21 protein-coding genes are annotated in these 26,361 nt (G+C 67.1%); 6 read left to right on the plus strand and 15 right to left on the minus strand.

The features are described 5' to 3' along the window. Positions 1–159: 159 nt before the first annotated feature. The 14 genes from GO615_RS20835 to GO615_RS20900 all read right to left on the minus strand — a co-directional run bounded on the left by GO615_RS20835 (position 160) and on the right by GO615_RS20900 (position 17,992). The gene (locus GO615_RS20835; RefSeq protein ID WP_169131632.1) at positions 160–1,206 is read right to left on the minus strand and encodes a U32 family peptidase; all 1,047 of its coding nucleotides are present in this window, start codon (positions 1,204–1,206) and stop codon (positions 160–162) included. A 1-nt stretch (position 1,207) separates the two neighbouring features. Further along, positions 1,208–2,110 carry a hypothetical protein gene (locus GO615_RS20840; RefSeq protein ID WP_169131634.1) on the minus strand — a complete coding sequence of 301 codons (903 nt, stop codon included), beginning with the start codon at positions 2,108–2,110 and terminating at the stop codon, positions 1,208–1,210. Next, positions 2,107–2,799 (minus strand): subtilisin-like serine protease QhpE, encoded by a 693-nt coding sequence (gene qhpE / locus GO615_RS20845; protein WP_169131636.1) that lies wholly within the window; start codon positions 2,797–2,799, stop codon positions 2,107–2,109. Before qhpE ends, GO615_RS20840 begins: the two co-directional genes overlap by 4 nt. After that, on the minus strand, positions 2,796–4,514 hold the full coding sequence (locus GO615_RS20850) for an ABC transporter ATP-binding protein (protein WP_169131638.1): 1,719 nt from the start codon (positions 4,512–4,514) through the stop codon (positions 2,796–2,798). Before GO615_RS20850 ends, qhpE begins: the two co-directional genes overlap by 4 nt. A 285-nt stretch (positions 4,515–4,799) precedes the next feature. Beyond that, entirely contained in the window at positions 4,800–5,888 is a 1,089-nt protein-coding gene (gene peaD / locus GO615_RS20855) for a quinohemoprotein amine dehydrogenase subunit beta (RefSeq protein WP_169131641.1), read from the minus strand. Between the two features lie 3 nt (positions 5,889–5,891). Further along, positions 5,892–6,212, minus strand: a complete 321-nt coding sequence (gene qhpC, locus GO615_RS20860) for a quinohemoprotein amine dehydrogenase subunit gamma (RefSeq protein ID WP_050416581.1) — start codon at positions 6,210–6,212, stop codon at positions 5,892–5,894. Further along, on the minus strand, positions 6,209–7,636 hold the full coding sequence (gene peaB / locus GO615_RS20865) for a quinohemoprotein amine dehydrogenase maturation protein (protein ID WP_169131643.1): 1,428 nt from the start codon (positions 7,634–7,636) through the stop codon (positions 6,209–6,211). Before peaB ends, qhpC begins: the two co-directional genes overlap by 4 nt. Before the next feature lie 16 nt (positions 7,637–7,652). Further along, positions 7,653–9,260, minus strand: coding sequence for a quinohemoprotein amine dehydrogenase subunit alpha (gene peaA / locus GO615_RS20870; RefSeq protein WP_169131646.1), 1,608 nt, complete (start codon positions 9,258–9,260; stop codon positions 7,653–7,655). A 64-nt stretch (positions 9,261–9,324) separates the two neighbouring features. Further along, positions 9,325–10,827: an aldehyde dehydrogenase family protein gene (locus GO615_RS20875; RefSeq protein WP_169131648.1), complete on the minus strand. Its 1,503-nt coding sequence runs from the start codon at positions 10,825–10,827 to the stop codon at positions 9,325–9,327. A gap of 48 nt (positions 10,828–10,875) precedes the next feature. Continuing rightward, entirely contained in the window at positions 10,876–11,355 is a 480-nt protein-coding gene (locus tag GO615_RS20880; RefSeq protein ID WP_169131651.1) for a tellurite resistance TerB family protein, read from the minus strand. Between the two features lie 26 nt (positions 11,356–11,381). Continuing rightward, positions 11,382–12,350: a WD40/YVTN/BNR-like repeat-containing protein gene (locus GO615_RS20885; protein WP_169131653.1), complete on the minus strand. Its 969-nt coding sequence runs from the start codon at positions 12,348–12,350 to the stop codon at positions 11,382–11,384. A 12-nt stretch (positions 12,351–12,362) separates the two neighbouring features. After that, on the minus strand, positions 12,363–14,726 hold the full coding sequence (locus GO615_RS20890) for an efflux RND transporter permease subunit (protein ID WP_169131655.1): 2,364 nt from the start codon (positions 14,724–14,726) through the stop codon (positions 12,363–12,365). 59 nt (positions 14,727–14,785) lie between these two features. After that, positions 14,786–16,588: a DUF1302 domain-containing protein gene (locus GO615_RS20895; protein ID WP_169131658.1), complete on the minus strand. Its 1,803-nt coding sequence runs from the start codon at positions 16,586–16,588 to the stop codon at positions 14,786–14,788. 27 nt (positions 16,589–16,615) lie between these two features. Then, complete coding sequence (locus tag GO615_RS20900; RefSeq protein ID WP_169131660.1) at positions 16,616–17,992, minus strand: DUF1329 domain-containing protein; 1,377 nt, start codon at positions 17,990–17,992, stop codon at positions 16,616–16,618. Positions 17,993–18,290: 298 nt separating this feature from the next. Between GO615_RS20900 and GO615_RS20905 the strand changes: the two genes are divergently transcribed. After that, positions 18,291–19,313, plus strand: a complete 1,023-nt coding sequence (locus GO615_RS20905; protein ID WP_211167263.1) for a helix-turn-helix domain-containing protein — start codon at positions 18,291–18,293, stop codon at positions 19,311–19,313. 15 nt (positions 19,314–19,328) lie between these two features. On the opposite strand, the gene GO615_RS20910 is transcribed toward GO615_RS20905, so the two are convergent. After that, positions 19,329–21,344, minus strand: a complete 2,016-nt coding sequence (locus tag GO615_RS20910; protein WP_169131664.1) for a methyl-accepting chemotaxis protein — start codon at positions 21,342–21,344, stop codon at positions 19,329–19,331. A gap of 288 nt (positions 21,345–21,632) precedes the next feature. Here GO615_RS20910 and GO615_RS20915 point away from each other — a divergent pair, with 288 nt between their 5' ends. From GO615_RS20915 to GO615_RS20935, 5 genes are all read left to right on the plus strand, one after another. After that, positions 21,633–22,046 carry a GlcG/HbpS family heme-binding protein gene (locus GO615_RS20915; RefSeq protein WP_169131668.1) on the plus strand — a complete coding sequence of 138 codons (414 nt, stop codon included), beginning with the start codon at positions 21,633–21,635 and terminating at the stop codon, positions 22,044–22,046. 133 nt (positions 22,047–22,179) lie between these two features. Then, positions 22,180–23,508 (plus strand): HD-GYP domain-containing protein, encoded by a 1,329-nt coding sequence (locus GO615_RS20920; protein ID WP_169131671.1) that lies wholly within the window; start codon positions 22,180–22,182, stop codon positions 23,506–23,508. A gap of 32 nt (positions 23,509–23,540) precedes the next feature. Then, positions 23,541–24,401: an HDOD domain-containing protein gene (locus GO615_RS20925; RefSeq protein WP_169131674.1), complete on the plus strand. Its 861-nt coding sequence runs from the start codon at positions 23,541–23,543 to the stop codon at positions 24,399–24,401. Positions 24,402–24,410: 9 nt separating this feature from the next. After that, positions 24,411–25,985, plus strand: a complete 1,575-nt coding sequence (locus GO615_RS20930) for a B12-binding domain-containing radical SAM protein (RefSeq protein ID WP_169131677.1) — start codon at positions 24,411–24,413, stop codon at positions 25,983–25,985. A 60-nt stretch (positions 25,986–26,045) separates the two neighbouring features. After that, a complete protein-coding gene (locus tag GO615_RS20935) occupies positions 26,046–26,261 on the plus strand; it encodes a DUF465 domain-containing protein (RefSeq protein WP_169131680.1) in 216 nt (71 codons plus the stop codon). Positions 26,262–26,361: the final 100 nt, after the last annotated feature.

Raw genomic sequence — 26,361 nt, forward strand, 5'->3', positions numbered from 1 at the left:
AAATCACCGCATGAGAACTTCTCACAGCGACATTGTTGAATTACTCAACCATTTCGTTTAGTATTTCAACTGTCTCCTCCACTTCCTCCTTTGGTGTGGATTACAGCCCGAGCCCCTCCAGAGCTCGGGCTTTTTTTTGCGAATCCTGCCTGCCTCGCCTCAGACGGCCGTCAGCAGCTGCCCTTCGGTATCGCCAAGCTCCTGCCGGCTCCGCACCTCGGGGTAGTAGCACATGTAGCCGCTCGCGCAATGGCTCGGCGCGTCGCGCAAGCCGACCGCGAACTTGCGCACCGCGTCGGCCGGCTCGCCCGCCTCGATGCGCTCCAGTACGCGAGCGACCAGTTCGACGCTCTTGATCTTGCGTTCGCTCGCGCCCTCGCGGCCGGCGATCTTCACCGAATGCACGCCCGCCGCATGCATCGCGGGCATCGCGCAGACGCCGCAGGGGCCCCAAGGGTAGCCGTTCGGTGCGGATGTGAAGCCGTTGCCGAAGCGGTACCAAAGCCAGCGTTTGTAATCGAGATCGTTCTGTTCCAACCGGCGCAGCGCGCGCTCCTGCGGTTGGCCGCCGCCGGTCGCCTGATACTCGAACTGGTAGTTGTCGATGCAGATCGGGCCGCCCTTGTTCATCGGCAGATGGACGGTGTGGCAGGCGCCCTCCTCGAACACGCAGCCGTCGTTGAGGACGAAGGCTTCGATGTCGAGTTCGGGCAGCTCCGTCGTGATCGCGGCGATTTCGGCGACCGTCACGTCCCTCGGCAGGATGATGCGATTCGCGCCGAGCGCGGCGAAGAAGCGCGCGGATTCGACGTTGCGGCAGGTCGCCACCGAGCTCACATGGATGTCGAGGTCGGGCACGTTCGCCGCGAGCGAGGCGATCAGCGAGATGTCGGCGACGATCGCGGCCTTGCCGCCGATGCTCTTGAAGCGGGCGCCGATCTCGGTCAGTGCGTCGAGGTGCTGTTCGCCGTACTGCTGCGCGTTGAGGACGAGGAAGACTTCGGCGTCGAGCTCTGTGGCCTTGTCGACGACGCGCTCCAGGTCCGCATAGCCGTTGAGATTGCCGAACACGCGACGATTGACGCCGGAGGTGTTGAAGCGCTGGATCCAGTCGGGGGGGACGACGCCACAGTAGAGCTCGCGGGCGCCGGCGCGCACCAGCGGTTCGACTTCGGCGGGGGTGCTGATGGGGGCGGTAATTCGCATGTCAGGCTCCCGAGAGGACGATGCGGCTGACCCAGCCGTTGTTGACCGCCTCGGCGACCGCGGCGGCCATGCCTTTGGCGTGGCGGTAATACATGGTGTTGCCGCGCTGCGAGGTAGGGAGTTCGTGCGTGCCGGGGCGCGCGCCGACTTCGTTGAAGCCGAGGCATTCGCGGTGGCACTTGTGGCCGGGCGAGAACTTCTCCGGCATGTCGAGCGACAGCGAGCCGAGCTTGCAGATGCGGCCCTTGGCGATGTAGCCGTAGGGCGCGCGCACGCCGACGGGAAAATCGATGCCGGCATACATGTCGGCGGCGCCGAAGGGCGGAAAGTCGAGTTCCAGGCGACCGATGCCCAATCCGTCGAGGATGTCGCGGAAGGGGCCGGCGCGCAGGCCGTTGGGGTACATGCGCGCCCAGGTCGCGGACGGCAGGCGCGGGTCCTTCAGCATCTTGCCGAGAAGCCGCCCGGCGACCGGCCTCAGCTCGGGGAACTCGCGCTGCACGAGGCGCGCGACGCCCCAGTCGTTGACGGTGACTTCGGAGCCTGCGGGCAAACGCCGGAGGGCGGCGCGCAGCGGATCGAAGAGACCGTCGCAGGCGATCGGCGTGACGAGGCCGAAGGTGAGGCCCCAGCGCTCGCACAACGCGACGGCGCGGTCGATGGATTCGACGTTCGGCAACAGGTGTTCGCAGAACTCGCTGCCGAGGAAGAAGTGCGTCGGCTCGGCGTCGTCGGGCAGCACGACGCAATCGCTGGCCTCGCCCAGCTGGGCGAGGTAGTCGTCGCGGGTGAGCCGTTCGTGACGCGCAAATCCGGCCAGTTCGCGTTCGTCGACGAGGGCGAAGCCCAGTTCGATCGGTCGGGTGGCGCTGTCGGGGGTGGGGATGTGCTGCGTGCTTGTCATGAATCGATCTCCGCGATTCTCTTGTGTTCCCGCCCATGCCAGGCGGCGCGGGCGGCGAGGTGTTCCACGAGCCCGGGGAGGCTCATGGAGGGAAAGTCGGCGAGGACGCCGGCGACGATGCCGCTGAAACGGGCCGTCGCCATGCTCGCGCCGCCGGGCGTCCGCCCCGTGCCGGCCGGGGAGCAGCCCCAGTCAGCCCCGCCGGAAGTCTCGCCCTGGAGCGACGACCACTGCCCCGCCGCGCAGCGCGCATCGCCGCTGATGGCGAGCACGCCGGGATAGGCTGCGGGAAAGACCGGCGTTCCGCGCGCGGGGGCCGCAGCGACGAGTACGATGCCGCGGGCGAGGGCCTGCGCGCAGGCGTCGCGCAGCACGCCGCGGTCTTCGAGCAGGCCGAGGCTCAGGTTGATGATGCGGGCCCCCTCCTCCACGCACCACGCGATCGCGGCCGCGACCATGGCGGGCGTCGGCGCATGGCGGTGCGAGGCGATGCGTGCGTCGATGAGGCGGGTTGCCGGCGCGGCGTCGAGCACCAGGGCGGCGACGGTTTCGCCGTGTGGCAGCGGGCGCCCGACCGCAGGGGCGCGCTGCACGCAGCCGTCGGGAGCGGGCACGAAGCTCGCCGCGCCGTGCAGTGCGTGCAGCACGCCGGTGAAGCCGCCATCGATGATTCCGACGGTGATGGTCATACGGCCCTCAGGAGTGGCGCGGCGGTGCGGACAGGATCGGGTTCGACGAGGCGTCCGTCGCGCAGCTCGACAATGCGGTCGACGGCGCCGACGGACGCGAGGTTGTGCGTGATGAGGATGCGCGTGCGGCCGGCGAAGACGCGGTCGACGGCGCCGATGATGGCCTGCGCGACGGGAAGATCCAGCCCGGAGGTGGTCTCGTCGAGGATCAGTACCGCCGGATCCTGCAGGATCGCGCGCGCCAGCGCGAGGCGCAGGCGCTCGCCTCGCGACAGGGTCGCGGCCATCGCGCCGACCGGCCTGTCCAGCCCGCCCGCATGCGCGAGCTTGCCGAGGCCGGCGAGGTCCAGCGCGCGCATCAATCCCGTTTCGTCGGCATCGGGCGCGACGAAGCGCAGGTTGTCGCGGATGCTGCCGGGCATGAGCACTGGCTCCTGGTCGACGACGACGAGCTGGCGACGCAGTTCGGCGAGATCCACCAGGTCGAGGCGCACGCCGTCGAGCAGCAGGCGCCCGGCCTGCGGGTCGTAGTGACGCTGCAGGAGGTCGATGAGCGTGGATTTTCCGGCGCCCGATGCGCCGACGAGTGCGAGCTTGGTGCCGGACGGGATGTCGAGCGTCGCGCCTTCCAGCACCGCCTCCGTACCGTAGCCGAAGCGCACCGCATCGAGGCGCAGTTCGCCACGAACAGGATGCGCGAGCGGCACGGGCTGGGCGGGCGATTGCACGGTCGGCCGCTCGGCCGCGAGCTCGCGGATGCGCTCGAGGCTCACCTTCGCGCGCTGCCAGCCCATGAACACGCCGGCGAGGGTCTGCAGCGGCCCCGCGGCGCGCGTCGTATAGGCGATGAAGGCGACGACGACGCCGACCGACAAGTCACCTGCCGCCGCGAGTGCCCCCCCGACCGCGAACACCAGCAGCACGCCGAGGCCGGACAGCACGCGCTGCAGCCCGCCTGCGCCGAGGGATGCGAGCTGCGAGCGGCGCAGCGCGGCGAAGTAGTCGCCGTGGTGGGCGCGCAAGCCGGCTTCCTGGCGCCGGGCAGCATTGGACGCCTGGATGAATTTCATCGCGCGCAGCGATTCGACGAAGAAGCTCGACATCGCGGCGCTTTCCTTGCGCATTGCATGCGTGCTCCGTTCGAGCCAGGGACGCGAGAGGATCAGCGCGGCGACCTGCAGCGGGACCAGCGCGAAGACGAGCGCGGTGAGCAGCGGGCTCAGCGACAGCATCAACACCAGCGCGACCGCCAGCGAGAAGACGCCGTTGAGCACCGCCATCGGCGCGTCGAGCGCGAAGCGCTGCACTTCGGCGACGTCGCCGTCGAGCCGCGACAGGATCTCGCCACCGCGGGTGCGCGCGTAATACGTCGGCGCGAGCGTCTGCAGGTGGCGCCACACCTGTTCGCGCAGGCCGAAGAGGAGGTGCGCGGAGAGCTTCAGGTAGCTCAGGCGCGACAGCGTCTCGATGAGCACGCCGCCGACCATCAGCACGAGGAAGACAGCGCACAGCTGCAGCACGAGCTCGACCTTCCCGCCGACGATGCCATCGTCGACGAGGCGCTGTGTGAGGTAGGGCGGCAGCAGCGCCGCGGCCGAGCCGAGACAGGACAGGATGACGACGGCGGCGAGGGTCGCGCCGCGCTCGCGCACGAGCGGGAGCGCCCACGCGAGGGCTTGCAGCGGCAGGGAGCGGGTGCGGTCCGGCGTGATCATCGGGAGAGCATCCGAACCCGCAGGTCGGATGAGCCTAAGGTCGCATTTGCGGAATAAGCCGCCGGATGTGCGGCCGAAAGCGGATGCCCGGACGCCGCGTGGCGGGATGCGCTTCGCTCCTCCCGCCCTACGTCCGTCGCCCTACGTCCGCCATCGGCACGGCGCAGCCCCCGACGGGAGGCACTTCGTGCCGAGGCGTCCGCCACGCGTCCAACGAGGCGCGGAGTGCCTCCCGTCGGGGGCAGGTTCGAGGCAACCAAGCACACGGCAACCATCGCCTCGCCCTCAGCGCTTCACCACCCGCATCCAGCCGATCGACTGGTCGGCACCGCCGGGCATCTGGATCTCGCCCTTCTTCTCGAACGAATCGGCGTCGTAGATCGCGATCTTGTCCAGAGCGCCGCCGACGTAGATCTCCTTGCCGTCGCCCGAGATGTTGATCGCGTAGAAGGTCTGTTCGAGGTCCTTGCGCTTGAGGAGCTGGCCGGAGTCGACGTCGACCTTGGTGAGCTGGTTCATCACGAGGAAGGCCTCGTTGCGCGCAGCCGGGTTGATCACCGACGAGAACATCGCCGTCGTCGCGTTCTCGAACTCCTTGACCTTCAAGGTTTCGCTGTCGAGGTCGAACACCGCGATGCCCGCCTTGAAGGCTTCGGGCGAGTCGGGCGCAGCGGCGGTGTTGGCGACGAAATACGGCGTCGACAAGGCGCGCGCCTGCTCGAAGGTGCCCCACATCGCGAGCACATCCGGTTCGCCGATGCCGGGACGGTTCCAGTGGCGGATCGGGAAGGTCTTCTCCAGCTTGCCGGTCTTCGTGTTGAAGAGGTACATGTCCCAGCCCAGCGCGATGATGTGGTCCGGGTTGCCGGTGGCGGCCATCAGGCTGATGCGGCGCGGCGCGGGGAAGGTGCGGCGCGGTTTGGCCGTCATGCCGTCGGCGGTGTCGAACACGGCGATGTAGGTATCCTCGACCTTGTACTCGGAGCGGCCGAGCTGCACCGGCGCCTGATGCACGTATAGCTCCTTGCCGTCCTCGCTCACCGCGACGGCAAAGAACCCCTTCACGCGGCGCTGCGGCGTCGAGAAATCGGCGCGGAACACAGTCTTGCCGCTGTCGAGGTCGACGCCGACGACGCTTTCCATGCGGTTCGTCAGCACATAGGCGGTCTTGCCGTCCTTGGGCACGGTTATCGCGCCGGGGATGCCGTCGCCGGGCAGATTGATCGAGCGGACGATCGCCCGCTTGGCCGGATCGACGATGTGCAGGTTGTTCGGTCGCGTAACGGTCAGCAGGTACTCCGCGGCGAGCGCCGGCAGCGACGCGGCGGCGCAGCATAGCGCAACGACCGCCTTCTTGATGGGCAGCATCCTCATCGCTCAGTCTCCCGGGAACAAGGTCTGCAGTTCGCGCCAGTCGCGCAGCGCCGAGTTCTTGCCGTCGGTCCAGTCGCGCGCGGTGTTGAGGCTGTCGGCGAGCTGCGCGGGCCACCAGCAGGGGTCGGTGCAGCCGTAGAGGTCGGCCTCCATCGGCTGGCACAGGCTCGCCAGCCCGCCGAAGGCATCGACTTCCCAGCCGGGGTCGAAGGTCGTCGTGCAGCCGACGACGCTGCTCATCAGCTGCACTTCCTCGCGGTGGCCGTCGCTGGCGGCCTGTTCGATCAGGTGCGCCTTGTGGTTCAGGGCTCGCAGTCGTTTCATTGCAGGGCACTCCTTTGTTCGATGGCAGCGTTGAAGAACGCCGGATTGGCGAGCGCGATCTCGCCGAAAGCCTCCAGCCCGAAGGCCGTCCATTCGCGAATCTGGTCGCAGTATTCGAAGGTCGGCTGGAAGGGGTCGCCGCTCTGCGAATACGATTCGTGGTAGCAGCCGCCGGCGCACAAGCTGCGCGCCGGGCAGACCTGGCAGGCGCCGTGCGGGGCCTGGGCGCGGGTCATGAAGGCGGACAGCGACTCGCGCGCGATGCCGTTATCGACGTCACCGAAGGTCTCCAGCTCGGACCCGGTGAAGCGGTGGCACAGCGAAATCTTGCCGCTGGTGCCGACCGCCAGCAGGCCGACGCCTGCGCCACAAGGCAAGACCTTCCTCGTGCCCATCCACAGGTCGGTCATCAGCTGCTGCATGTTGCCGAACCCGTGGCGGCGGCCGCGCTTGGCCTCGCTGATGTACTCGCGGCCCAAGGCCTTGAAGGCTTCGAAGACGATGTCGAGCTCTTCGCGGCTGAGCCCGACCGGGGAGTCGGGGCCAGCGGTCGCCGGCGCGAAGCCGACTTCGAAGAAGCCCAGTTCGTCGTGCAGGTGCTTGTAGATGCCGGCGACGTCGAGGTTGCCGCTTGCGAGCGTGACGCGCGCGCCGACCGGCTTCGACTTGTACTTATCCAGCAGCCGCTTCACGCGCATCGCGACCGTCTTGTAGGTGCCGCCGCCGGCGATCGTGCGGCGATGGCGGTCGTGCTGCGCCTGGTCGCCGTCGATGCTGACCGTGATGCCGAAGCGGTGCGCGTCGAGGAAGTCGATGATCTCGTCGGTGAGCAGCGTCGCGTTGGTCGTCAGCGAGAATTCGACTTCCTTGCCGGCCGCCGCGGCCTTGTCCTCGGCGTACTCGACGAGGTCGCGGATCACGGCGATGCGGGTCAGCGGCTCGCCACCGAAGAAGACGATGCCGACGCGCTCGTGCTCGCTCGCCTCCTCCATGAGGAGGTCGATCGAGCGCGCGCCGGTCTGGAAGTCCATCACCGAGGAGTTCTTCGGCGAAGTCAGGTCCTCGCGGTAGCAGTAGCTGCAGCCGAGGTTGCAGCCGGTGGTCAGCGTCAGCACCAGCGTCTTCAGCGGCGAGCGCTCGACGACGCGCGCCGGGATCTCGTAGTGCTTGGCCTGCGGCGCGACGATGCCCAGATCGATGAAATCGCTCAGGCTGTCACACAGCTCGGCCGGCGTGTAGCGGCCGTCGAAGCGGCTCTGGATGTCGTCCGCGCTGACCGCCGGGTTGGCCTCGAACAGGCCGAGCAGGTCGGACGCGGCCGGGTCCAGCTCGAAGATCGAGGTCGTCGGCACGTGCAGCAGCACCTGCCGGTCGCCCTTGCGTATCGCGCGGTAGTTGTGGGGTTGGATTTGGAGTGTCGCCATTGTCTCTCTCCTGGCGCTATCGCAGCGGCGGGGTATTCCAGCGCTGCACGGTCACCATCAGCTGGCCTTTCGCATCGAGCGTGCGCTCGCCGTCCTGCACGGTCGCGACGACCGACAGGTTGCCGACGTTGTTGAGGCCGCGCCGGTTCGGGTTGGGGCCCGCGAAGGACGGCAGGAACTGGCCGTGCGGCTCCATGTGGCCGGCGAACTTGAGGTCCTCGTCGTGCTTGGCACGCTCGTCGAAGGGCTCGGTGCTCCACTTCGCCGGCACGCTGCCGAGGCGCACGTCGTCATCGGTGCCCGGCTTACCGTCCGCGCCGTTGAGGAAAGCGACGGCGTCGAACTGCGCTGTCATCGGCGGATTCGTGCCGCCACCGACGCGCGCGATGCCGAAGGCCGGCTCGACGCGGACCGAGTCGATCTGGCGATACACGGCGATGGTCTTGTCCGACCCGCGCCCGCCCACCGCCAGCTTGCGCACACCCGGCGCCGCATCCGCCGCCACCTTGACGCGCACCTTCAGCTGCTCCGCGGACTTGCCGAGCCACTCCACCACCTCCACGCCCGCGCCGAGGTCGAGCTTGGCATCGAGACCCGCGCCCGCCACCGTGACGGTCGCGGTGTCACCGGCGCGCAGCATCTGCGGCGTCACCGTCGCGACCGCGTTCTTCGCGGCCTTGTCGGCGCGCACCGCCTCGAAGGTCGCCCCGATCTCGTCGGCATTGCGCAGGAACCAGCGCCCGCTCATGCGCGCGCCGTCCTCGCTCAGCGCGAAGATCGACTGCGTCTGCTCGTTACCGAGGTGCGCCGATCCGCGCCATTCGTAGCCCGTATACACGAGCGACTCGCCCTGGCCGCGCACCGTGTTGCCCGGCCCGAAGTGCAATTCGTAGCGCACGTCGTAGTGGTCCTTGCCCTTCGCGGTCACGGTCATCGTGCCCGAATAGGCACCCCAGCCCGGCCGCTCGCCAGCGACGACCCAGCGTCCGTCCGCCGCCTTGTGCTTGCTGCGGCTCCAGTCGCGCCAGGCGTCGGTGTTCTTCGGGTACATCGCCGCGAGCCGTCCCGGCATCTTGTCGCGCGCGATCTCCCACCAGTTGCGGTCGCGCCCGAGCGCCGAATATTCCGCACTGGGGAACTGGCCGAGGTGGGTATGCATCAGCTTGCGCCACTCGTCCTCGTCGCGCCGCTGCAGCGCGACCCGGCCGTAGCTGTGGCAGCGGCCGCACATCTGCGCCATCTCGTCGTCGGGCGGCGTGTCCTGCATGTTCGGGCGTCGCTCGGTCAGGAAGCGGAAGGGGGCCGCCTCGGACGGCGCCAATCCCTGGCGGTCGGCGAGGTACTTCACCACCGCGCGCCGCTCGTCGGCCGTCAGCTCGACCTTGTGCCAGATGCCCATGCGCACGAGGGTCATGTCCCAGCCTTCGGGGGATTTCCGCATCTCGGGGATGCGCGTGAGCTTGCCGTCCTCCAGGTGACAGCTCGCACACTTCTTGTCGATCACCTCGCGGCCGGGATCCTGCGCCGCCGCGGCCGGCAGCGTGCCCGCCATCCCCAGCGCCAGCGCCACGGCGCCGGCAGTGCGCAGTCGTCTGCGCGTGTGTTGTGTGGTCTGCGCCTTCACTTCTGTCTCCACTCTCCGGTGAGGAAAAGCGCCGCTACGGCTATCCCGAAGCGGCGCGCCGCACTCACAAAGCCATGATCACGGACTTCGATTCGGTGTACAGATCGAGCACCGCCCGCCCCATCTCGCGCCCGATGCCGGACTGCTTGAAGCCGCCGAAGGGCATCGCGTTGTCGAGGATGTTGTGGCAGTTCACCCACACGGTGCCGGCCTGGATCTTGGGGATCAGGCGATGCACGCGCGTGAGGTCGTTCGACCAGATGCTCGCCGCGAGCCCGTAGGGCGTGTCGTTCGCGCGCCGGGCGACCTCGTCGAGGTCCTCGTAGGGCATCGCGACGACGACCGGCCCGAAGATCTCCTCGCGCACCACCTTCATGTCGTCGGTGGTATCGACCAGCACCGTCGGCTTGACGAAGTAGCCCGCGCCCTCGCCCGCCGCGCCGCCGGTCGCCGCGCGCGCGCCTTCGGCAAAGCCGCTCTCGATGTAGCCCAGCACGCGCTTTTGCTGCGTGGCCGACACCAGCGGACCGATCTGCGTCGTCGGGTCGATGCCGGCGCCGAGCTTCATGCCCGCAGCGATGCCCGACAGGCCTTCGACCACCTCGTCAAAGCGGCTCTTATGCACGAACAGACGCGAGCCGGCCGTGCACACCTGCCCCTGGTTGAAGAAGATCGCCTGCGCCGCGCCGGCCGCGGCCGCGCTCACGTCCGCGTCGTCGAGCACGATCACGGGGCTCTTGCCGCCCAGTTCCAGCGACACGCGCGTCATGTTGTCGAGCGCCGCCTTGCCGACCAGCTTGCCGATCTCGGTCGAACCGGTGAAGGCGACCTTCTCGATACCTTGGTGCGACGCGAGCGCCGCGCCCGCGGTGTGGCCAAGGCCGGTCACGACGTTCAGCACGCCCGCCGGATAGCCCGCCTCCAGCGCCAGCTCCGCAAAGCGCAGCGCGGAGAGCGGCGTCTCCTCGGCGGGCTTCAGCACCATCGTGCAGCCGGTGGCGAGCGCCGGCGCCACCTTCCACGCCGCCATCAGCAGCGGGAAGTTCCACGGGATGATCGCGCCGACCACGCCCACCGGCTCGCGGCGCGTGAAGCCGAAAAATTCGCGCTCGCGGATGATGGGCACCGACACGTCCATGGTCGAGCCTTCGATCTTGGTCGCCCAGCCCGCCATGTAGCGCAGGAAATCGACCACCAGCGCCACATCGACGTGGCGCGCCATCGTCACCGGCTTGCCGTTGTCGAGCGACTCGATCTCGGCGAGTTCTTGCGCGTTTGCCTCGACGAGTTCGGCGAACTTCAGCAGCAGCCGCTCGCGATCGACCGGGCGCATCTTCGGCCAGTCGCCCGATTCGAAGGCCCGGCGCGCCGCCGCGACCGCACGGTCGATGTCGGCCGCGCCGCCCGCCGGCACGCTGGCGAATTTCTCGCCATTGGCCGGATCGACCACCGCCAGCGTCTCGCCGCTCGCCGCCTCCACCCACTCGGCGCCGATCAGCATGCGCCGCGGCCGCTCCAGAAAGCGCCGCGTGCCTTCGCTCAGCAGTTGTCCGTGGTAACGCTCCATGTACCTGTCTCCTCTGTCTTATTGGTTGGTCTGTTCATCGATTTCGAATCACGCGTCCGGTCCGCCGTCGATCAGCCCCGCGCGCGCCACCGCCGTCGCACGTGCCGCATCCACGCCTTCCGCATCGATGTCCAGCTGCTGCCCCAGTCGCGACACCAGGCGCTCCTCCAGCCGCTCGAGATCACCGTCCGCGTAGGCGACCTCCCACAGCATCGTCAGCACCTCGCGCCGTTCGGCGGCGTTGAAGCCGGTGCGCACCGCTTCGGCGAATTCCCAGTCGTCGAGCACCTCGGCAAAGCGCTCGTCCGCCACTTCGACGAGCTTGCGGGCCTCCTCCTCGGGCAGCGCGAAGTGCTCGCACAGCAGGCGTCGGATAGCCGCCTGCTCGCGCTCGCTCGCGCGGTGGTCGATGTGCATGGCTTCGAGCAGCAGCGCGGCCACCGCGATATGGCGGCGCTCGAACGGGCCCGTATCCAGCCCTTCCGCCTGCAGTTCGCCGGACAGCAGGGCCATCAGTTTGGTCAGCATGCGTCGGTCTCCGGTGTTGTCGTTTCTTATTTGGACGAGCCGAGGCGTTCCACGCCCAGCTGACCGGCCACGACCAGCGCTCCGGTGGGGCCGGCCGCGACTGCGGCGAGGTTCTGCCTGTCCGGGCGGACCTCTAGTTGCAGCGGCGCATTGCCGTCCCCGCGAAGGACCGCGCCGCCCGCCCCCACGACGATGAGCCCGCCGTTCGGCAGCGCAATGCCCGACGTCAGCGACTGCTCGGTCCCGGTTTCGAGCGCGCGCCAGCTCGTGCCCCCGTCGCGGCTGGCGATCACGCGCCCGCTCATGCCGAGCAGCACGACCTCGCCATCCGCGCGCTCCAGCCCGCTCCACAGCGAACCGGTGACGCCCGTCGCGAGCTTCGCCCAGCTCGCGCCGCGGTCCGTGGAGCGGAAGGCGAGGCCGGTTTCTGCGGCAATGAAGAGCTTCCCGTCGCGCGTGCCGAACACATGGTTCAGGTGCAGGTCCGCGTCGTGCCCGCTGCCTACGGCCATCGACTTCCACTCGCGTCCGCCATCGGTCGTCCCGAAGGCCGTCCCGTAGGCACCCACTGCGTAGCCGCGCTTCGCATCGGCGAAGTACACCGACAGCAGCACCGGCTTCTCGTCCAGCGTCGCCTGCACCTGCCAGTTCGCGCCGCCGTCCGTCGTGGCGAGAATCAGCCCGCCATGCCCGACCGCCCAGCCGCGCATCTCATCGACGAAATTCACCGCCGTCAGAAGCGCGCTCACCGGCACCTCGGCCTGCTGCCAGGTCTTGCCCTCGTCGGTCGAACGCACGATCGTGCCGTAGTCGCCCACGGCAACGAGCGCGTTGCCCGCCCGCACCAATCCGGTCACAGGCACCTTCGCGGCCAGACGCGCCTTCATCGCCGGTGCGGGCACTTTGGCCGCGTCGGCCGGGGCGGCCGCGAACACTGCGGCACTTGCCGCCAGGCACAGGCCGACCAGGGTCCGCCTGATCTGCATCGATTTCATCGCGGACTCTCCTCAGTGGGCCATCAGCGGCGCGCGGACCGGACCGCGGCGCGGGATCAGCACGTCGATCGTCACCGCCAGCGCGGGCAGCAGCGTGATCGCCATGATCATGTTCACCATGAACATGAAGGTCAGCAGCATCCCCATGTCGGCCTGGAACTTCAGCGCCGAGAACGACCAGGTCGCCACGCCGATCGACAGCGTCACCGCGGTGAACACCGTCGCCACACCGATCTCGCGCAGCGCCTGCTTGAACGCGGTGACGATGTCCTCGCCGTGCGCCAGATGCATCTGCAACCGGTTGTAGATATAGAACGCGTAATCGACGCCGATCCCCACCGCCAGCACCATCACCGGCAGCGTCGCCACCGTCAGGCCGATGTCCAGTTCCTTCATGAACCAGTAGCCGAGAAAGGTCGCCAGCGTAAGCGGCAGGCAGCACGCGATCATCGCGCGCCAGTCGCGATACACCGCGAACACCAGCACCAGGATCGTCGCATACACATACAGCATCATCGGCAGCTCGGAATGCTCGACCACCTCGTTGGTCGCCGCCTGCACGCCTGCATTGCCGCTGGCGAGCCGCACGGTCACGCCCGGGAAGGGCTGCATCTCGCGGAAGTGCTTCACCGCGGCAACCACCTCCTTGATCGTCGAGGCCTTGTGGTCTGCGAGATACAGGTTCACCGGCAGCAGCGTGCAGTCCGCGTTGAACAGCCGCATGCCTTCCGGCACCTGGCGCACCGCCTCGCCCAGGGTCAGTTCCTCCTGCGGCAGCGCGGCCCACTTCGGATTGCCTTCATTCACGCCCGATGCGGCGAGCTTCGTGAGGCTGGGCAGCGACTGCGCCGAGAGCACGCCCGGCACGTTCGCGAGGTACCAGGTCAGCCGGTCGACATGGCTCATGACGTCGTGGCGATAGCAGCCGTCGGCCGGCGACTCGACCACCACGGTCAGCAGATCCAGCCCCAGCGCGTAGCGCGCGACCACGGCTTCGACGTCCTGGTTGTAGCGCGAGTCGTCGTGCAGCTCCGGCGCGCCGGGCAGCACGTGGCCGACATGCCGCCCCTGGCTCTGCCACACCGCCACCACCAGCAGCGCGAGGCACACCAGTGTGCCGATCGCCGCATTCCTCGGATTCGCGATATGCACGCCCAGCGACGCCATCGTGCGATTGCGCAGCCCCTCCATCTTCGTCGCTCGCAGCACGAAGCGCTCGTCGAAGCGGAAGTAACTCGCCAGCACCGGCAGCATGATGAGGTTCGTCACGATCTTGTACGCGACACCCACCGACGCCGTGATCGCCAGCTCGCGGATCATCGGGATCGGCACCAGCACCAGCGTCGCGAAACCGACGAAGGCCGTGATCAGCGCCAGCGTCCCCGGCACCAGCAGGCCGGTGAAGCTGCGGCTCGCCGCCGTATAGCCGTCCGCACCGTTGATGACTTCCTTGGCGATGTAATTGACCTGCTGGATGCCATGCGACACGCCGATCGCGAACACCAGGAAGGGCACCAGGATCGCCAGCGGGTCGAGGCCGAAGCCCAGCAGCGTGATCGTGCCGAACTGCCACACCACCGACACCAGCGAGCACGCCAGCGGCAGGAAGGTCAGCAGCCACGAGCGCGTATACCAATAGACGGCCGCGGCGGTCAGCAGGAAGGCCAGCGCGAAGAACTCGATCACGCTCGTCGCCCCCTCCGAGATGTCGCCCATCTGCTTCGCGAAGCCGATGATGCGGATCTTCACGTCGGCATCGCTGAAGGTGTTGCGCACCTCGGATTCCAGCCTCTGGCTGAACTCCGCGTAATCGAGCCGCTCGCCGGTCTGCGGATCGGGGTCCGCCAGCTCCGCGACCACCATCGCAGACGACGAGTCGTTCGCGACCAGCGAGCCGATGAAGCCGCCGACGATCGTGCGCTCGCGGATCGCGGTGATGTTGTCCGGCGTGAGCGCCTTCACGGTGACGTCGCCGCCGATCACGTCCTCGGCCTTCATGCCCTCCTCGGTGATCTGCACCGCACGGGTGTTCGGCGTCCACAAGGACGTGACCGTGCGCCGGTCCACGCCCTTCATGAAGAAGAGCGCCTGCGTCACGTCATAAAGTTTGGTCAGCGCCTTCTCGTTCCAGATGTCGCCCTTGGCGGCCTCGACGGTCACGATGATGCGGTTCGCGCCGAACAGCACCTCGCGATACTGGTTGAAGGTCTGGATGTATTCGTGGTCTTGCGGCAACTGCTTGTCGAAGCCGGCGCTCATGTGCAGTCGCGACGCGAACAGCGCCATGACCACCGTGAAGCCGAGCAGCGCCAGCAGGATCAGCAGGCGGTGCCTGAAGCACACGCGCTGCATCGCCAGCACGAGTTTCTCGATCATGTCGGGGTATCCATTGGGCCGGCGCGGGGGAGACTGCCCCCCCGGCGCCGGCAAGTGCATCAGAACGAGTACGAAACGCTCGCCGACAGGAAGTCGCGGTCACGCATCAGGTTGTTGGCGCCACCGCCATAGAAGGTCACCCACTGGATCGCGCCCTTCCACGCGTCGCGGTAGTTCGCGAACAAGGACAGCGTCAGCGCCTTGCGGCCTTCCACGAAAGGCAGCCCGTTGGGCGTCGTGCCGTCCACGTCGTGGTACCAGTCGATCTGAGGCGTCAGCGTCACGCCCGTACCGGCCACGTTCGGGTAGTTCAGCGCGGCCTCGACCACGTAGCCCCACGAGGTCTTGTCCGGCAGCGCATAGTTCGGCAGGAAATACGGCGTCACGCCGCTGGTATCCAGCCCCGGGTAATGCGCCACCGCCGCTTCCGCGAGGATGAAGCCGTCCGTCGCCCCCAGCGCCTTCGCGACGCCGCCCAGCGGATCGTTGTGCGAGAAGGTGTAGAAGCCCGTCAGGTGGAACTGGTACTTCTCCTCCTCGACGAAGCCCGGGTGGCTGCCGTGCTCGTAGATGCTGTACTTGCTCGACGGCCCGCCAAAGATGTTGCCGAAGGGCACGGTGGGGTCGATGCCGACGCTGTCGTTCGGCCGGTAAGACAGCTCCGCACCGACCGCCACGTTCGCGATCTTCGTGTTCGCCGAGATCGCGTACAGGTCCTTGTCCTCGCCGTAGGCGATGAAGTAGCCGGTCACCGCGCCCGCCGTGTTGCCGGTAAAGCCGAGGAAGGGCAGCTTGTCGTGATAGCGCTGGTAGGTGAAGGCGAACTCGGTGTCGATCTCCTCCGCGTTGTAGCGGAAGTTCACCCCGTACTGGCCGGAGTTCTTCGGCGCATCCGTGCGCAGGTAAGGCACCGCGATGCCGGCGGCGATCGCGTCCGCATCCGAGATGCCCGGATTGTCGCCGCAACGCCCGTTCGGCAATCCCGCACAGGCTCCCGGCCCGACGAAGTCCTCGATGATGCTGGTCGGCACGTAGGCCACCCGCCGCCCCTTGCCCAGCACGTCGGCCGCCGAGAAGAAGGTACCCACGGGGTCGAACTTGAAGCCGTTCCAGCCGAACTGGTAGTAGGCCTCCGCGCCGAGGTTCTCCGTCAGTCCCAGCGACGCCGACAGCATCGGCGCCGGGATGAAGATCTCCTTCAGCTGCGTGCCCGGCACGTGGAACTTCTGCAGGTCGATCGCGTTGATCTGGTTCACGCCGCCGATGATGAAGATGTCCTCGCCCCAGGAGATCACCTGGTTGCCGAGCTTCACCTTGCCGCGCCGCTCGCCGACGTTGAACTCCTTGGCGATCCAAAGATCCAGCAGCGTCGTCTCGCCCGAGGCCTCGCTGGCGACGTCGGTGCGGCGCGTATCGTCGGACTTCGTATCGACGAACCAGTTGAAGCGCGCCAGCGCGCTCCAGCCACCCGGATACTTCAGCGACAGATCATGCGTGCCCTTCAGCACCGCCGAGACGATGTCGCCCTTCTTGTAGTTCAGGTTGCCGTCGTCGAAGTTCGTGTAGTTGAAGTCCGCGTTCGCGTAGCCCAGGCCGTTGCCCAGGTTGTACACCTGCGACAGCTCATTGTTCGTGCCGTTGTTGCAGCCGCCGCTGTCGTTGCTCACGGTCTTGCAGCCGGCCGACTGCAAGCGCGTCATCACGCCGTACGAAACCGTGCTGTCGAAGCTGCCCGACAGCCCCTCTTCCGAGCCGAAACGGAACGCATGGCTCGCCGGCGACCAGCATGCCGCCGCAACCGCAACTGCCAGGATCGAAGGCGCGAGCGTGCCCCGACGATCCGAAATCGTCCTTTTGTTCATGGAGATTCTCCCTGGGTGGAGTGCGGATCAGCGCTCGCCGCGGCGGCGCATCTCGTCCTGCGTGAAGTTGGCGGCGGAGATCCGCCCGTCCTTGGCTGCGGTCAGGTCCAGCACCTCGCCTTCGGCCGTCCAGTTGTCGACCACGTAGCGGCGGGCGACCAGGTCGTACATCTGCGTTTCGTACGTGATGCACGCCCCGACGTCCGGTGCCGCCCACACGCTGCCTTCCTGCACGCGCCACAGGTTGCCCTTGGCGTCGTACATATCCACCTGCAGCAGCGCCCACGAATCCTCGTCGAAGTGGAACACCCGCTTGGCGAAGGAATGGCGCTTGTCCGCCTTCACCGTCGCCTCGACGACCCACACGCGATGCGGCTCGTAGCGCATCAGGTCGCGATTGACGTACTCGGGGCCGAGCATGTCCTTGAATTTCTGCTTCTTGTCGATCAGCTTGTAGGAGTTGTACGGCACGTACATCTCCTTCTTGCCCACCAGCTTGTAGTCGTAGCGGTCCAGCGCCCCGGTGAACATGTTGATCTGGTCGACGAAGTACAGGTTGTCGAAGCCCGCGATCGGGTTGTCATAGGCGAAGGTCGGCGAGCGGCGCACGCGGCGCTGGCCCGGGAAGTAGATCCACGCATCCTGCGGCTTGTCGATGTAAGCGTGGATCAGGTAGCCCTCGCCCGCACGCGACGGCGGCGTCAGCACGTCGTACAGCAGCTTCGACTCCACCCCGCCCACGTCAGCCGGCCCGGAGACCTTCGGATCGTTGAACGGATACATCTCGTACGCCCACTGCTTGTTCTCGACGTAGCTGCCATCCTTCTCGGGCATCAGCGCCGAGATCTGCGCGCGGCGCCCCAGGCCCGTATAGCGCAGCTTGTAGTTCCACATCGCCTCCGCGCCCGTCTTCGGGATCGGGAAGGGCACTCCCGCGCCGAACACCTGCTCGAGTTGCCAGCCGTCGGCACCCAGCTTCGCGGCGGTCGCGTTCTTCTTCGTTTGCGCGGCGACGAAATCCGGCACCGGACAGCTGCGCCGGCTCGGATACACGTCCATGCGGTAACCCTTGTACGCCTTGATCAGCGCAATCTGGCCCGCCGAGAGCTTGTCCGCGTACTTATCGACGTTGGCCGCGTCGATCGAGAACAGCGGCTTGTCGTCCTTGAAGGGATCGAGGTGCCCCGGCTTCCAGCCGGCAGGCGCCTGCGTCATCCCGCCCGTCCAGGCCGGAATCGCGCCATCCTTGCTCGCAGCCGCGTCGCCCCCCACCGGCGTCAGGCTCTTGCCCAGCGCGGCCGCTTCCGCCTCCGTCGCTGCCGCACGCGCGCCACCGCTGCCCAGCACCGCCGCGAGCATGATGCAGATAAGCGCGCGGCGAGGCGAGCTCGTCGTCTTGGTCATGTTGTCGTCTCCTCACTTGATGTGATGTGCCGTTCGGTTCGGCTTTTTTTCCGGCTGTCGTCGACCGCGTCCTCACGCGGCGGCACAACCGATGGAGACGATTGTAGGAAGCGGGCTCCGGAGGCGTTATCCGAAATCGGCAATCCGCAGCGAGGAGCCCGGAGCAGCTTCAAGTGGGGCAAACGACGCGTTCATTAGAAAGATTTCACTGTTCGGCTTGCGACTTTTGTATTAGTTTTGAAAAACAATCAAAGCGATAACTACAAACGGCCCATTCCGGTCAGGAGACAATCGGAAAATGGATGCTCACACCCTCGCCGGACGCGAGAGCATTACGCGCACCGCCGGCGATGACGCGTATTCCGTCGTCCATCTCGACACGCGCGACGCAGACGACCACGCAGCCTGCCTGCAACACTGGAGACAGCGCTACGACCAGCTTTCCGCCGGCACCTTCACGGGACGCTTCGACGAATTCTGGTTCGACAACGTGCAGGTCTTCCGCGAACGCACCAACCAGGTCGTGCATGAAATCGGCATGTCGTGGGAAGGCTCCCGCACGATCGGCGTGCCGGTCGAGATCGACGGCACCGGCTGGTACTGCGGCGAAACGTGCGAACTCGATTCCATCATCACGCTAAAGGGCGGGGACGATCTCGACTACCGCACGCCACGCCTGCACGACATCGTCGCCGTGACGACCGACATCGAAGCCTTCACCGATTACGCCTTCCGCGTCGAACACCGGGATGTGGAAGCCGAAATCGGCAAGCGGCGCATCATCCCGGCAACGGCCGACCAGGCCGCCACCTTGCGCAGCTTCCTGCTCACCGTGCTCGCCAGCCTCGAGGCCACCCCAGACCTGCTGCGCCACCCGCAGATGCGCAAGGGGTTGGAACAGGCGATCTACGCCAGCATCGTCGCCGCCATCACGCCGCGCGACGACACTCCCCGACCGGCCACGCCCTGCCGCACGCGCCAGCTCATCGTAGACCGCGCCCGCGAATACATGCGCGCGCATATCGACGCACCGATCACCGTCGCCGACCTATGCACCGAGCTGCGCGTCTCCCGCCGCACGCTGCAATACAGCTTCCAGGACATCCTCAACCTCAACCCCGTCAGCTTCCTGCGTGCCTTGCGCCTCAACGGCGTGCGCCGCGAACTCAAGAGTGCAGACCCCGCCAGCCACCAGATCGCCGACATCGCCGCGCGCTGGGGCTTCTGGCACCTCTCACATTTCGCGTCGGACTACCGCGCGATGTTCGGCGAGCTGCCTTCCGAAACGCTGCGCCAGACGGCTCCCGCGGCCCAAGCCTAGGCGGGCCCCACGCCCTCAGGCCACCTTGAAGCGGCTCACGTCGGCAAGTAGCTGCTCCGCCAGGCTCTCCAGCCGATCCGCCGTGCGGTGACTGTCGACGGCGACTGCGCTGTTCTCCTCTGCCATGCGCGCAATCGTCTCCACGTTACGCGCAATCTCCGTGGACGCCACGCTCTGCTCGCGCAGGGCCTCCGATATCTCCGCCACGGTTTCCACCACCCGGCCAGCCTCGTCGCGGATGCTCGACATCGCCGCGCCCGCCTCCTGCGCCCGCGTGACACCCGCATTCACCTGCGTCACGCCGCCCTGCATGCTGCCCACCGCCCCACGCGCATCGCGCTGAATCGCGCCCACCATCTGCGCGATCTCCTGCGTCGAATGCGTCGTGCGCTCGGCCAGCTTGCGCACCTCATCGGCCACCACGGCAAAGCCTCGCCCCTGCTCGCCCGCACGGGCAGCCTCGATCGCCGCATTGAGCGCCAGCAGGTTGGTCTGGTCGGCGATCTCCTTGATCACGTTCACGATCGCCGAAATTCGCTCCGAACTGCGGTCGAGCTCGGCAATCGTATCGGCCGACGCTGACACCGCCCGCGCGATCTCTCCGATATCCGCGACCACCGACTCGACGATCTCACCGCCCTCGCCCGACAGCTTGCCCGAGCGGCGCGCAAGCTCATTGGCACTGTTCGCGTTGCTCGCGATGTGATCGATACCCACCGTCATCTCCTCCACCGCCGCCGCCATGCTCGACGCCGCCTCGCTCTGGCGTTGCGAGGCCGTATCGATCTGGCGCGCCGACTCCACCATGCCGCGGGCCGTCTCCGCCACCTGGCCCGAATTGCCCTGGATGCTCGTAATCAGGCGGCACATCGTCGACGCCATGTCGTTGAAGCTGTCGGCGATCACATGCAACTCGTCGCGCGCCTGCAGCCTGATCGCCGTCGTCAGGTCGCCGGTCGCCAGCCGGTGGCTCCCCTCGGCGAGCCGTTTCACGCTTCCCATGATCGACAGATACACCCCGATCGACAGGTAGGCGATCGCGATGGCGACGACCACTAGCACGGCGACGTTGAAATGCAGCACGCGCTGAGCCTCCGCAATCCGTTGCCGCAGCAGTTCATCCAGCGTCGGCAACAGGATCTCGTTCATCTGTCGGTAGCCGACGGAAATCGTCTCGGTGGCCATCCCGAAATAGGCCGACGAAAGTGTGCTCTGCAGGTCGCCGCTTACGATCTCGCTCACCACCCCATTCACCGCGGAGAGCTTCTGCTTCAGTTCGGCGACCGATGACTCCAGCCGTTGCTTGAGATCGGGCCGCTGGACGACGATCTTGCCGATGTTGGTCTCCAGGTCGCCCAGCGCCTCGGCCACGTCGCCTGCGAGCACACTCACCTTGAGCTTTGCCGCATCGTCGATGGTGCCACGCGCCAGCGCGGCAGACCCCCTGGCACGCAACTGCCCCATGCGCTCCAGCAGATAGGGCATGCGGATCACCGCCGTCGACATCAGGTAATAGCTGTCCTGCTGCGGATCGAAGGTCAGGCCGTACTCGTCCGCAACCGAGATCTGGAAATCCAGCACCTGGTCGATCAATCGCGTATGCGCCTCGAAATTCTCGGGCTGGCTCAGCTTCAGCCCCTCCTGCTTCAACGCCCCCCAGCGCGAACGGATGTCGCCCCACTCGCTGTTGCGCACCGACTGCGGAAGCGCCGCCTCAAGCGTCTCGATGGCCCGATCGACTTCCACGGCCTTGTCCGCACGCGTCGCCTTGGCGCTCTCCAGACCTCCGAGCAGCGCCGACGACAAACCGCGGTGCTGCTGCATCAGCTCCACCACCCGGGAAATCGGGCGGGAGAGCTCCGACGCCACGAGTTCGCGCTCGGTCCGTTCGATCGTCGCGTTCAGCTGGCGCGCCAGCGTCAGCATCAGGCTGGCAAAGGCCACCAGGATGATCAGGCCCAGCAGGCCGAACTTCAGCGGATAGCTGCAACGATTCATCAGACCCACTGCAGGTGCAAAAATCAGTTTCACGATTCACTCCACGAACGAGCCCGCACACATTTCCGGCATCACCGGACATCCGTTGCACATCCTCCGGGCATCCGGATGTGCGGTATATGTCAGCGTTGTCGTCAGGGTATGGGGATTCGCCGAGAAAATACGTGATCCGCATCAAGAACACCGCCGCGCACCATACATTCGCCGCGTGACCGGGCCGTGGCATTCCCGCACCCTCGCCTCCGCCCTCCGACGCGAGCTTTTCCAAATGCGCCGCACACTGCACAATTGCGCCCTTTTTGCCCAATGGAGAGCCCCACGATGAAGACCCGCCAGGTCCTGACCCTCGAAGACGCACGCAAGATCGCAAGCGCGGCGGAAAGCGAAGCCCTGCGCAACGGCTGGGCCGTCACCATTGCGATCTGCGATGAAGGGGGCCACCTGCTGTGGCTGCAGCGTCTGGACAACGCGCCCCCGTCGAGCGCCTATGTCGCGCCCGAGAAGGCCCGCACCTGCGTGATGATGCGCAAACCCAGCAAGGCCATCGAAGACATGGTCAACAACGGCCGCTTCGCCGGCCTCGGCCTGCCCGTCACCCCGCTCGAAGGCGGCGAGATGATCGTCGTCGGCGGCGAAGTGATCGGCGCCGTGGGTGTCTCCGGCGTCAAATCCTCCGACGACGCGCTGATCGCGCGCGCCGGCATCGCGGCCATCGGAGCCTCAATCAGCCTCTGATCCCCCTATCGGTCGGTACGCCGCGGGGGGGCAAAATTACCTATTGATCCCTCCGCTACAAGCGCCCAAAATCCCGCTGGTATCGTGCCGGTCGCATGTGTGCCGCCGGCATCGCCGCCAGGAAGAGCACATCATGCTATTCAATTCGGTCAACCAGCACTGCCTTGGACGCATCGTAGAACTCGCCGAAACCCAAACGGTGGAGGCCGCGGAAGACATCTACGATGAGCGCGGGATGAAACTCTGGGCCAAGGGCAAGCCCGTTTCCGCCGATCTGCAGGAGAAGCTCCTCCGCCGCAAACTGGCGAAGCCGCTCGAAGCCACCCTGGCGGTCGACGGCGCCATCGCATTCAGTGACGTCGCCAGCGCCTGCGTCGCGCACATCGAACAGAATCCGCTGCTTGCCCGCATCGTCAACCGCGACGCGATCGGGCTCATCAACAACATGCGCAACGTGCCGCTCCCGCCGCCACTGCGGTTGCTGCTCACCGCCGCACATGCAAAGGGCAGCAGCAGCTTCAAGCATGCGCTTAGCGCTGTCGTCATATGCGCCGGGATTGCCGCACGCCTGAACGCGAGCGATCACGACGCACAACTCCTGCTGGTCGCGGCCCTGGTGCACGACCTAGGGGAGATGTACATCAACCCCGACTTCCTGCGCGACAGTTACCGCCTCCAGCCGGGGGAATGGAAGCACGTGGCCAGCCATCCCCGCGTCGGCCAGCTCCTCATCGCCGAACTCACCACGCTGCCCGCCGCCGTCGGCCAGTGCGTCGCGCACCATCATGAACGCCTCGACGGCAGCGGCTACCCGAATCAGGTGGGCGGCAGCAATCACAGCCGCCTCGGTTCGTGGCTCGCGGTCGCCGACTCCGTAGGGGCCATCCTCGCACGCGGCGACGACGGAGCCGCCCTGCGCGCCTCGCTGGCGCTGCGCATCGTTCCCGAAGAATTCGACCACGACGCGGTTGCGGTCGTGACACAGGCCCTGCGCAACGGCGAAGACGCGTTCGGAACGACGCCCGAGGGCGACTTCGGCGCGCGCATCCAGGAAAGCTGGCGGCACATGAACGCCGCGATGGCCGAGGCAGAGTTCCTGATCGCCAAGGGTCAGACGCCCTTCTTGCGGCAAACTGCCGGCAACGCGCTCGCCCTGCTGCACAACCTGCTCAAGTCGCTGCGCTCCACCGGCGTCATGGAGGCCAACTCCCTCGGCGCCGGCAACCTCGACGGCGAACTCATCGCGGAAATCAATCTCGTGATCCGCGAAATCGAATGGCGCATGCGCAACCTCGCGCGCAACCTGCACCTTCGCGCCGAAGCCCAAACCGAAGGCACCCCGCTCGAACGGCTCGCCCCGCTGATTCGCGAACTCGACGGCAGCAACGTCGCCGCGGCAACCAGCCCGCAGGCGGTTCCCGCGAGCTACCAAGCCCCGGCAGCAGCCGCGCAGGCAGGGTAAACTCTCACGAACAACATTCATCCGGGGGCGTGATGCAGGATTTCGAATCTCAGGCACGGGCATTCGGCGAGCAGATCGAGGCCGAGATCGCCGAAGGGCATCTCAGCTTCCCCACATCCCTCGATGTCTCCCTGCGCATCAAGCGGCTCGCCGACAGCCCCGCATCCTCGCTGGAAGAGATCGCCGCCGCGGTGAAGACCGAGCCGGTCCTCAGCGCCAAGACGGTGCGCATGGCCAACGCCGTCGCGCTCAACCCGCAAGCCACCCCCATCACCAACGTCGCCGACGCCGTGCGTCGCATCGGCCTCTCGTCACTGCGCTGCCTGGCCTTCGCAGTGGCCGCCGAACAGCTCGCCCAGGATCACCGCTCGCCCAAGATGCGCGCCATCGCCTCCGGGCTGTGGATGCACTCGGTGGATGTCGCCGCGTGGTCCTCCGCCCTCGCTCGCGAACTGCGCGTCGTCAATCCCGACACCGCGATGTTCGCAGGCATGCTGGCCGACATCGGGCAATTCCTGCTGCTCGCCCGTGCCGCCGAATACCCCGCGCTGGAGGACAACCTGCCGCGTTTTGCCGAGTTCGTGACCACCTGGAGCCAACCCGTCAGCGAGGCAGTGCTCGACGTCTTCGAACTGCCCGAATCGATCCTGGACGCATTCGAGTGCAGCAACCCCTACGGCGGCTCCTGGCCCCCCGCGAACCTCGCCGACATTCTTTTCGTCGCGGAGCTTGCGGCGGAAACGCCCAACCCCTTCGACAAACTCCTCGGACTGGATCACCGTGCCAGCCTCCTCGACGCGGCCACGCACGGCATCGACCAGCAGGACCTCGACAATCTGCTCGAATCCACTCGCGAAAACCGCCAGCTGATCCTCGCTGCGCTCTGCGGCTGACGCCCCCCCGTGCGCGTCACCCTCGTCCATCCGGCCGGCTTCAACTTCGTCCCCGGACAGCCCGATTTCTCGGTGCTGGCCAACCGCATGGCGCCGATCGGCATCCTGTCGCTCGCCGCCTGGCTGGACAAGCACGGTCATGAAACGGCCGTCCACGACTGCCTCGGACCCTTCGCGCCGCCCGGCATCGAAGCCAACGTCGACGCCATCCTCGCCACCGAACCCGAACTCGTCGGCTTCTCCGCGACCACCTCGGCGTTCATGGACGCCGTCGACATGGCGACGAGCATCCGACGCCGCCGGCCGGACATCCGCATCGTGCTCGGCAACGTCCACGCCTCGTCCATCGGCGCACCGCTGCTCGAGCACTTCCCCGAGATCGACTACCTGTGCATCGGCGAGGGCGAAGGCCCCCTGCTCGACCTCGCCGACGGCAAGCCCCCTGCCGCGATCGACAACCTCGTGTGGCGCGACGGCGCGCGCATCGTCGCCAACCCGCGGCGGCCACGCATCCTGGACCTCGACGAACTGCCCTTCCCCGCCTACGAGAAGCTCGCCGGCTTCCCCGCCGGCTACCACCTGCCGCTCTTCTCCTACGCCAAGCGCCACGGCGCCACGATGATCACCTCGCGCGGCTGCCCCTACACCTGCTCGTTCTGCGACCGCACCGTGTTCGAGCGCCTCTACAAGGTGAACTCCGCCGCCTACATCTACGCGCACATGAAGCACCTGCGCGACCGGTTCGGCGTGCATCACATCAACTTCTACGACGACCTGTTCACCGCCAGCCGCGAACGCGTCGACGAGCTGTGCCGCCTGCTCATCGAGAAGCCCCTGGGCATGCAGTTCAACTGCGCGATCCGCACCGGCCACACCTCGCAGGAGATGCTGCACCAGTTGAAGCGCGCCGGCGCGCTGATGGTCTCGCTCGGCATCGAGTCCGCCGACCCGGCGATGATGGAACGCCACAAGGCCGGCGTCACCCTCGACGCCGTGCGCGACACCGTCCGCAAGATCCACGCCGCGGGGCTGCGCGCGAAGGGCCTCTTCATCTTCGGCCTACCCGGCGAGACGCCGCAGACGCTGCGCGCCACCAGCGACTTCATCCTCTCGCTCGATCTCGACGAGATGAACATGACCAAGTTCAGCCCCATGTACGGCGCGCCGATCTGGGACGAATGCGTCGACGGCAGCAGCGGCGACTTCCGCGAGGACTGGCGCCTGATGAACTGCCTCAACTTCGTCTACCGCCCCGCAGGCTTCGCCTCGCGCGAAGAGATGGACGCCCTCTACAACTGGCACGTCCGCCGCTTCTACGACAGCGAGGGCTACCGCCGCCGCTTCGCCCGTCGCCTGTGGGAACACCGCTGGAGCCTCTGGCACCTGGTGCGCAACCTCCCGCGGGCGGTCAAGGCCGCGCGCTACTTCAGCGCCAACCGCGCGCAGCTCGAAGCCGCGCGCCGCGACTTCCCCGTGCACGCGCGCCAGCCGGCGGGACTGAAGGCCCATCTCGGCGCGGAACTGCTGGCCGACAAGGCACGCTCTGCGGCGCAGCAAGTTGTCATCGCCCTGCGCGGCGCATAAGATTGATGATCTTGACCTCCCTCCAACGGCGTACATACGCCCAGCCCGAGCAGGTACCCGATGACAGAGGAAGCCTTCGATCACGTCACCAGCCTGCAGATCCGGCTCACGGAGCTCCGCAACGAGCACCGCGACCTCGATGACGCCATCACGCGTCTGCAGGGCTCCCCGCAGGAAGACGAACTGCTGCTGCGCCGCCTGAAGAAGCGCAAGCTCGCCCTCAAGGACCGCATCGCCGTCATCCAGCGCATGCTCGACCCCGACGAACTGGCGTGAGCCCCGCTCGCGCCGAGGACAACCAGCCGCCCCGCCGATGACCCAACCCAAGACCTTCGGACCCGAAACCCTCGCGCTCCACGCCGGCCAGTCCCCCGAC

This window comes from Aromatoleum evansii (genome assembly GCF_012910805.1).
GTDB classification, from domain to species: Bacteria; Pseudomonadota; Gammaproteobacteria; order Burkholderiales; family Rhodocyclaceae; genus Aromatoleum; species Aromatoleum evansii.

Excerpts from the sequence above, each read along its gene's own strand:
- GO615_RS20835 (WP_169131632.1), bottom strand. The coding sequence starts at position 1,206 with ATGCGAATTACCGCCCCCATCAGCACCCCCGCCGAAGTCGAACCGCTG.
- GO615_RS20840 (WP_169131634.1), bottom strand. The coding sequence starts at position 2,110 with ATGACAAGCACGCAGCACATCCCCACCCCCGACAGCGCCACCCGACCG.
- qhpE (WP_169131636.1), bottom strand. The coding sequence starts at position 2,799 with ATGACCATCACCGTCGGAATCATCGATGGCGGCTTCACCGGCGTGCTG.
- GO615_RS20850 (WP_169131638.1), bottom strand. The coding sequence starts at position 4,514 with ATGATCACGCCGGACCGCACCCGCTCCCTGCCGCTGCAAGCCCTCGCG.
- peaD (WP_169131641.1), bottom strand. The coding sequence starts at position 5,888 with ATGAGGATGCTGCCCATCAAGAAGGCGGTCGTTGCGCTATGCTGCGCC.
- qhpC (WP_050416581.1), bottom strand. The coding sequence starts at position 6,212 with ATGAAACGACTGCGAGCCCTGAACCACAAGGCGCACCTGATCGAACAG.
- peaB (WP_169131643.1), bottom strand. The coding sequence starts at position 7,636 with ATGGCGACACTCCAAATCCAACCCCACAACTACCGCGCGATACGCAAG.
- GO615_RS20875 (WP_169131648.1), bottom strand. The coding sequence starts at position 10,827 with ATGGAGCGTTACCACGGACAACTGCTGAGCGAAGGCACGCGGCGCTTT.
- GO615_RS20880 (WP_169131651.1), bottom strand. The coding sequence starts at position 11,355 with ATGCTGACCAAACTGATGGCCCTGCTGTCCGGCGAACTGCAGGCGGAA.
- GO615_RS20885 (WP_169131653.1), bottom strand. The coding sequence starts at position 12,350 with ATGAAATCGATGCAGATCAGGCGGACCCTGGTCGGCCTGTGCCTGGCG.
- GO615_RS20890 (WP_169131655.1), bottom strand. The coding sequence starts at position 14,726 with ATGATCGAGAAACTCGTGCTGGCGATGCAGCGCGTGTGCTTCAGGCAC.
- GO615_RS20895 (WP_169131658.1), bottom strand. The coding sequence starts at position 16,588 with ATGAACAAAAGGACGATTTCGGATCGTCGGGGCACGCTCGCGCCTTCG.
- GO615_RS20900 (WP_169131660.1), bottom strand. The coding sequence starts at position 17,992 with ATGACCAAGACGACGAGCTCGCCTCGCCGCGCGCTTATCTGCATCATG.
- GO615_RS20905 (WP_211167263.1), top strand. The coding sequence starts at position 18,291 with ATGGATGCTCACACCCTCGCCGGACGCGAGAGCATTACGCGCACCGCC.
- GO615_RS20915 (WP_169131668.1), top strand. The coding sequence starts at position 21,633 with ATGAAGACCCGCCAGGTCCTGACCCTCGAAGACGCACGCAAGATCGCA.
- GO615_RS20920 (WP_169131671.1), top strand. The coding sequence starts at position 22,180 with ATGCTATTCAATTCGGTCAACCAGCACTGCCTTGGACGCATCGTAGAA.
- GO615_RS20925 (WP_169131674.1), top strand. The coding sequence starts at position 23,541 with ATGCAGGATTTCGAATCTCAGGCACGGGCATTCGGCGAGCAGATCGAG.
- GO615_RS20935 (WP_169131680.1), top strand. The coding sequence starts at position 26,046 with ATGACAGAGGAAGCCTTCGATCACGTCACCAGCCTGCAGATCCGGCTC.